The sequence below is a fragment of the Lachnoclostridium sp. genome (assembly GCF_031997925.1).
In the GTDB taxonomy this organism is placed as follows: Bacteria; Bacillota; Clostridia; order Lachnospirales; family Lachnospiraceae; genus Lachnoclostridium.
Genome location: NZ_DAMADT010000059.1, coordinates 1 through 7,170 on the forward strand (window position 1 = coordinate 1; position 7,170 = coordinate 7,170).

Here is a 7,170-nt window from a genome sequence, read left to right on the forward strand (position 1 = left end):
AATAGGTCGAGGGCTTAACCTAAAAGGTTTGTTTAAAAATCAAGAGTATATCAATGTGAAGTTTTGAGAGTATAGAGATATCTGGTATTCTATATGTTAATAGATAAATAAAGACCGTTGTATAATGGTCTTTTTTTGTGTTCAATCGAGAACTATATTACTTTTTTTTGTGATTAATGAGAATTATATTATTGGACTTATTTATCAAAGATTCCTCCCTAAAATCAACAAAACTTCTATCACATAATGTCGAATTAAGAATAAGATGTAATAGGACTGACATAGAGATGGAGGGATAGTATGAATGAAATATTATTTTCTATTATACAAATTGTTGTTGTAATTTTTTTAGGTTTAGTATCAAGGTATGTAATTCCATGGCTCAAAGTAAAATTAGATACAGAAAAAGCTTCTCAGATTCTTGCTTGGATTCAGACAGCTGTATCAGCAGCTGAACAAATCATCCGTGGGGAATCAAAGGGCATGGAAAAGAAAGCTTTCGTTACGGAATACATGAATAAATTATTAAAAGAAAAAGGAATATCAATGACGGAGGAACAATTAAACCTTTTGATTGAATCTACTGTTAAGGCATTGAACACTAAGGGTGGATTAAAATGACTTGTTTACGCTAGTTTCAGCAGGAGTTCAAGCTCCTGCTGAAATGTCACGTACTACATTTACTTGTGCTCTTATGCTATACTTTGTTTCAAGCATGTTTTTATATCATCTTCTGCAGTACTAATTGCTTTTATATCAAAGGTATCAACAAGATACTGTAAAACATTAGGACTAAGAAATGCTGGCAAGGACGGTCCAAGGTAAATACTTTTGATTCCCAATGAAAGTAATGCTAATAAATCTGCAACGGCTTTCTGCTCATACCATGAGACGATTAAGGAAAGAGGTAAACCGTTTACACTTGTCTGGAAAGCATCTGCTAAAGCTGTAGCAATCCGTATCGCTGAATAGACATCATTGCATTGACCAACATCTAATAACCTTGGCAGACCAGCAACTTCACCAAAGTCGAGTTTATTAAAGCGGTATTTACCACAGGCTAATGTCAAAATAATGCAATCCTCTGGGACCAACTGGGCAAATTCAGTATAATAGTTGCGGCCTGGCCTAGCTCCATCACATCCACCGATAAGAAAGAAATGTCTAAGTTGCCCGCTTTTTACCGCTTCTACTATTTTTTCAGCATAACTTAGGGTTGCATGATGTCCAAAACCAACTAAAATTTCATGTGGTTCTTCATCTTCTGGGAATCCACCTAATTCTAACGCTTGCTGAATTATTTCGCTAAAGTCTTTTTCTCCATTTTCGTCTTTCTTAATATGCTTAACTCCATCCCATCCAACAACATTTGTGCTATAAATTCTGTCTTTATAGGATTCTCTAGGTTTCATAAGACAATTGGTAGTCATTAAGATGCATCCGGGAATATTATCAAATTGTTTCTGTTGATCTTGCCACGCGCCTCCAAAATTGCCAACGAGATGAGGATATTTTTTTAGATTTGGATAGCCGTGAGAAGGAATCATTTCCCCATGGGTATAAATATTGATTCCCATACCTTTTGTTTGTATTAACAGAATTTCAAGATCCTTTAAGTCATGGCCGGAAACTATGATAAATGGACCTTTTTTAATTTTGACATTAACCTTATGCGGAGTCGGATTTTTATAGGTGTCAGTATTAGCTTCATCAAGTTTTTTCATTACCTCGATTGCCATTTCTCCGGTTCTCATTGTCCATCGAATCAACTCTTCAACACTTAGCTTATCGTCTGTAGTAGCTTCGAGAGCAAGAATATAAAAATCATCCAATTGATCACTATAGTAGCCCAGCGCTCTTGCTTGATGACCATATGCACTGATTCCTTTCAGACCATAGAGAATAGTTTGTCTTAAGGAGCGAATATCTGGATCTAGAGTATTATCATACATGATACCCGCTAGTGGAGCGTCCTTTAACATTTCGGTTTTGGTTTCAGGTAAGTTATAGGTGGCATGAGCGGTATTATTATGAATTTCACCAACGAGATTTCGAAGGGATTCTTTTACCTTTTGAGATTCTTTTAATAATTCAACATGGACAGAAGCGTCAAAATTAACATTCGTTAATGTTGTGAATAATATGTTTTCAATTAGAATAACAATTGATTTATCGATATGTTCACCTTGTTCGATCATTTCTTTTGCATAGCAGCTGATACCTTTTACCTGAAATACTAGTAAATCCTGAAGATTTGCGATTTCTGCCGTTTTACCACATACCCCTTGTTTGGTACAGCCTTTTCCACCTGCGGTTTGCTCACACTGATAACAAAACATTTCATATCCTAGATCCATACTATTTCCCATAAATAAACCTCTCTTTTCTGTATTTATCCTAATAGTTTCTATTGTTCAAGGTTTTTTATTCATTTATGGAAGTGAAAGGTAACTTGTTTTAAAACATATGATAGGAAAGTTGGCGCTTTCTGTATCTGATAAGATAGGATTATAGAAACTCCATAAATCAATTTTGACAAATAAAGCTATGAAATTAGAAGTACATATAATAATAGCAGGTATAACGCGAACTTCCGGTATGCAACTAGGCAATCAGGGAAGATACACGTTGTACCTGCTTATTATTAGAAAGCTATTTATATTTACGTTTAGAGAGGTGTAAATTATTTGTGTCTTTAGGGGATTAAGGAGCTATATCAATGCGTTTATATTAGGAATTTAACTTATTAAGGAGTTCTTCAACATCAATTCCATGAACACCGCAAGCTTCTTCTAATGTCTCCATCTGTGATGCAGGGCAGCCAAGGCAGTGCATACCAGCTTCCATAAGTGTAGAAGCACTTTCAGGATTGATTTTAAGAATATCGCCAATTACAGTATCCTTTGTAATTTCATCGGAGGTGCTTTCAGAAGTATCTTTTCCAAAGAATAAATCCATGTCTTCTTCTACTGTCTGAATTCCAGCGATTCCAAAGTTATTGACTAAAACATTTGCAACATTTGGGGAAAGGAAAGCAGGTAGTGTTGGTCCTAAATGAATGTTTTTTACTCCTAAGTAAAGAAGGGAGAGTAAAACGATAACTGCTTTTTGCTCATACCATGCAATGTTATAGATGATTGGTAATTCATTAATATCATTTAATTCGAAGACTTCTTTTAATTTTAATGCGATAAGAGCTAAGGAGTAGGAGTCATTACATTGACCAGCATCTAATACACGAGGAATTCCTCCGATATCACCTAAGTCTAACTTGTTATATTTATATTTTGCACAACCTGCAGTTAAGATTACAGTGTCGTTTGGAAGTGCTTTAGCAAAATCAGTATAGTAATTTCTTGATTTTGCACGTCCATCACAGCCTGCCATTACAACAAACTTCTTAATAGCGCCTGATTTAACAGCACCTACTACTGCGTCTGCAAGTGCAAGAACCTGAGCATGAGCGAATCCACCAATGATTTCACCAGTTTCAATTTCCACTGGAGCTTCACACTGTAATGCATGCTTAATAATTACTGAGAAATCTTTCTTGCTACCGGATTCCCCATCAATATGTTGACATCCTACATAGCCAGCAGCACCAGTTGTATATAATCTATGTTTATAAGAAGCTCTTGGAGGTACAATACAGTTTGAAGTCATTAAAATTGGACCATTGAATTTTTCAAACTCTTCATTTTGTTTCCACCAAGCATTTCCGTAGTTACCTTTTAAATGCTTAAATTTCTTAAGGTTTGGATAATAGTGAGCAGGAAGCATTTCGGAGTGAGTATAAACATCAATACCTGTTCCTTCTGTCTGAATCAATAATTGCTCTAAGTCAGATAAATCATGGCCAGATACAAGGATACCAGGATTTGTTCCAACACCGATATTTACTTTTGTGATTTCTGGATTTCCATAAGTTGTGGTATTCGCTTTATCAAGTAATGCCATACCATCTACGCCAAATTTACCTGTTTCCATTGTTAATGCAATTAATTCATCAACTGTTAAAGTATCATCAAGTAATTTAGCTAAAGCTTCCTGCATAAAGATAGCGATAGCTTCCTCATCATAACTTAAAGCATTTGCATGCTTTACATAAGCGGAAAGACCTTTTAGTCCATAAGTGATTAACTCACGTAAAGAACGAACGTCTTCTTCCTTGGTTGCTAATACTCCGACTTCATCGGAATTGGACTTTGCAATCATGGATTCGATTTCATCCTTTGTGCTATCTACTGGTAAAGTCCAAAGAGCAGCTTCGGATAAGTTTTCTTTATTATTTAACTGATTGATTAAATTTTCTTTCATGGCTAAGGTTTCTTTCACTCTTTGAAAGAAAACTTCATCATCAAAATTGGCGTTTGTTATAGTTGTAAAAAGATTTAATGTAATGTAGTGATTAACTTCTGATGAGATGTTACCGCCTTCTAAACGAAGTTTTGTTGTTACCTCAGATAATCCTTTTGTTACATAGATAAGTAAATCTTGTATATTTGCTAAGGCAGCAGTTTTACCGCAGACACCATTAAGGGTACAACCTTTATTTCCTGCAGTTTCTTGACATTGATAACAAAACATTTGACTCATATTTTATCTCTCCTTTTTTATTTATTGCTTGTTGCTATGTCACTATTGTATTGTATGAGACATGAAAAATCTGTTGTTTTTACAACGAAGTATAATAATATTATATTATGAGTAAAAATACTTGCTTTCGCGCAGTGATATAACTTTCATCTCATAGAGCTATTTTGAAATAATATATAGAATATAAAAGATTATATAAGAAATAATTAGGATTTATGACAGAGGAATGAAACTATAGATAATAGAAAAGACCAGTAAGTTAGGTAAAAATAACTTATTGGTCCTTGACATTTTATATGGCTAGTTTTTAGTTTGTAAAGTTATCGAAATATCCCTGGATTAATACTACAGGTGTTCCTTTGTCACCAGAACCAGAGGTTAAGTCACAAAGAGATCCGATGAGGTCAGTTAAACGGCGAGGGGTAGTTCCCTGACTTGCCATATTACCTACTAAATTATCTTCTTTATGTTTAATACGTTCGGAAATAGCTTCTTTTAAAGCATCACCAGATAAGTCCTTAAAATCATTATCTGCGAGATATTTTAATTTAACTTCATTAGGGGTACCCTCTAATCCTTCCGTGTAAGCAGGAGAAACACATGGATCAGCAAGCTCCCAGATTTTACCCACTGGATCTTTGAATGCACCATCACCATATACCATAACTTCTACATGTTGATTGGTTTTCTCTTTGATTTGTTTTTGAATGTCCTTTACAAGATCAAAACATTCTCTTGGAAATAGCTTAATTTGGTCTTCTGTAGATTTGTTAGAACCTAATAATCCGAATTTTTCATTATAGCCATTGCCATCGATTGAAGTATTTAAGATATCATCTAAGCCAATAACATTTTCAGCACCAGCGGCTTTTAAAATTCTCTTGGTTCTTAGTCTAGTATGGATATCACAAGTAAGTACATTTTTTGTATACTCTAAGATAGTTTTTGGTTGATTGGAGAAGACGATTTCAACATCAGCACCAGCATCTTTAATAATAGAGGAGTAGTAGTCAACATAATCAACTCCGGTAAATGGATGCTTGTTCTCTCCAAATAATTCACGATAACGTTCTAAAGTAAGAACATCGCTAAATGGGTTAATTCCAGCTTCATCTAATTGGTCTAATGACACTAACTCATTTCCCACTTCATCGCTTGGATAGCTTAACATAAGAACTACTTTTTTAGCACCCATAGCAATACCTTTAAGACATATCGCAAAACGATTTCTTGAAAGGATTGGGAAGATTACACCAATTGTTTCTCCACCAAGTTTGTTTTTTACATCAGTAGCAATAGCAGATACACTTGCATAATTTCCTTGTGCTCGTGCAACGATAGATTCTGTTAATGCAATGACATCTTTTTCTCTTAAGGAAAATCCCTCAGATTCTGCAGCATCTAATACACTATTAACTACGATAGTAGATAAATTGTCTCCTTCACGGATAATAGGGCAACGAACACCTCTTGATACTGTTCCAACTTTTCTTTCCATAAGTATACCTTCCTCTCAGTGTATAATCTTTTTTAAACAAAGTCGTTTTGATTTTTCTAATTCTATAAGGCAAAGTTCACGATGCTTGCTTTTCTTGTTGTTAATGTCAATCGAGAAGCATACGGACTTATTAACCTTATTATATAATGAAATGAGTATATAGTAAAATAGGAGTTTCTACTACATGGTATAAGGTGTGATTATATGAATCAACTAAATATCTGATATTTAATTGTTTATCTATATAACTTTTAAACTTTTTGTTTTCTGGAAGCGAAGCAATTCTTTTCATATTATTATAGAGAAAACGAGCTTGATATTAATATCGTTATATAATAGTAGAAAATGAGCTTGATATTAATATCGTTATATACTAGTAGTAACAAGTGAGATATTAATATCGTTATATAATAGTAGAAAATGAGTTTGATATTAATATTGTTATATAATAAGAGAAAATGAGTGAGATATTAATATCGCTTAATAATAGGAGCAAACGAGTTTGATATTGATATCATTTTATAACAAGAGAAAACACGTTAGATATTAATATCGTTATATAATAGGAAAACCGGGTTAGATATTAATATCGCTTAATAATAGGAGAAAACGAGATTGATATTAATATCGTTATATAAATAGGAGAAAACAGGTTTGATATAATATCGTTATATAATAGGAGAAGACAAGTTTGGTTATAATATCCTTGAGGGACCCCCTAAGTCCAGTAGTGTTGTTCAATGAATTTGATATTAATATATCGTATTTTACTGAAATAATACAACATCTTTGTAAGATAATATAAGTAATGCGGAACTTCATTATATTATTTATAAAATTATTTAAAAAAATAGTTGACTTTTGTCGAAGAAGATGATATTCTATCTTAGCTGTCTGAAAAGATAAGAACTTATTATCAGACAATTCATAATAACTGAAAAGCTTTAAATTAAAGCTTGACATATTAGAATGCATATGTTATTATATGAAAACAGCGAAATTGTTTGAAAAGAGTAAATATTTCAAAAAACTTTGAAAAAAGTTCTTGACAAACAAAAAGCTACATGATATACTAA

At 33.3% G+C, this 7,170-nt stretch carries 4 protein-coding genes; 1 reads left to right on the forward strand and 3 read right to left on the reverse strand.

Going from position 1 to position 7,170, the window contains the following annotated elements:
- The first annotated feature begins 300 nt into the window (after positions 1–300).
- Complete coding sequence (locus RTP52_RS20085; RefSeq protein ID WP_312106854.1) at positions 301–621, forward strand: phage holin; 321 nt, start codon at positions 301–303, stop codon at positions 619–621.
- Between the two features lie 71 nt (positions 622–692).
- Here RTP52_RS20085 and hcp (RTP52_RS20090) read toward each other — a convergent pair whose 3' ends face one another.
- The 3 genes from hcp (RTP52_RS20090) to RTP52_RS20100 form a co-directional block, all read right to left on the reverse strand.
- Positions 693–2,369, reverse strand: coding sequence for a hydroxylamine reductase (hcp, locus tag RTP52_RS20090; protein WP_312373157.1), 1,677 nt, complete (start codon positions 2,367–2,369; stop codon positions 693–695).
- Positions 2,370–2,730: 361 nt separating this feature from the next.
- Positions 2,731–4,596 (reverse strand): hydroxylamine reductase, encoded by a 1,866-nt coding sequence (gene hcp / locus RTP52_RS20095; RefSeq protein ID WP_312373158.1) that lies wholly within the window; start codon positions 4,594–4,596, stop codon positions 2,731–2,733.
- A gap of 307 nt (positions 4,597–4,903) precedes the next feature.
- Entirely contained in the window at positions 4,904–6,094 is a 1,191-nt protein-coding gene (locus RTP52_RS20100; protein ID WP_312373159.1) for a coenzyme F420-0:L-glutamate ligase, read from the reverse strand.
- Positions 6,095–7,170: the final 1,076 nt, after the last annotated feature.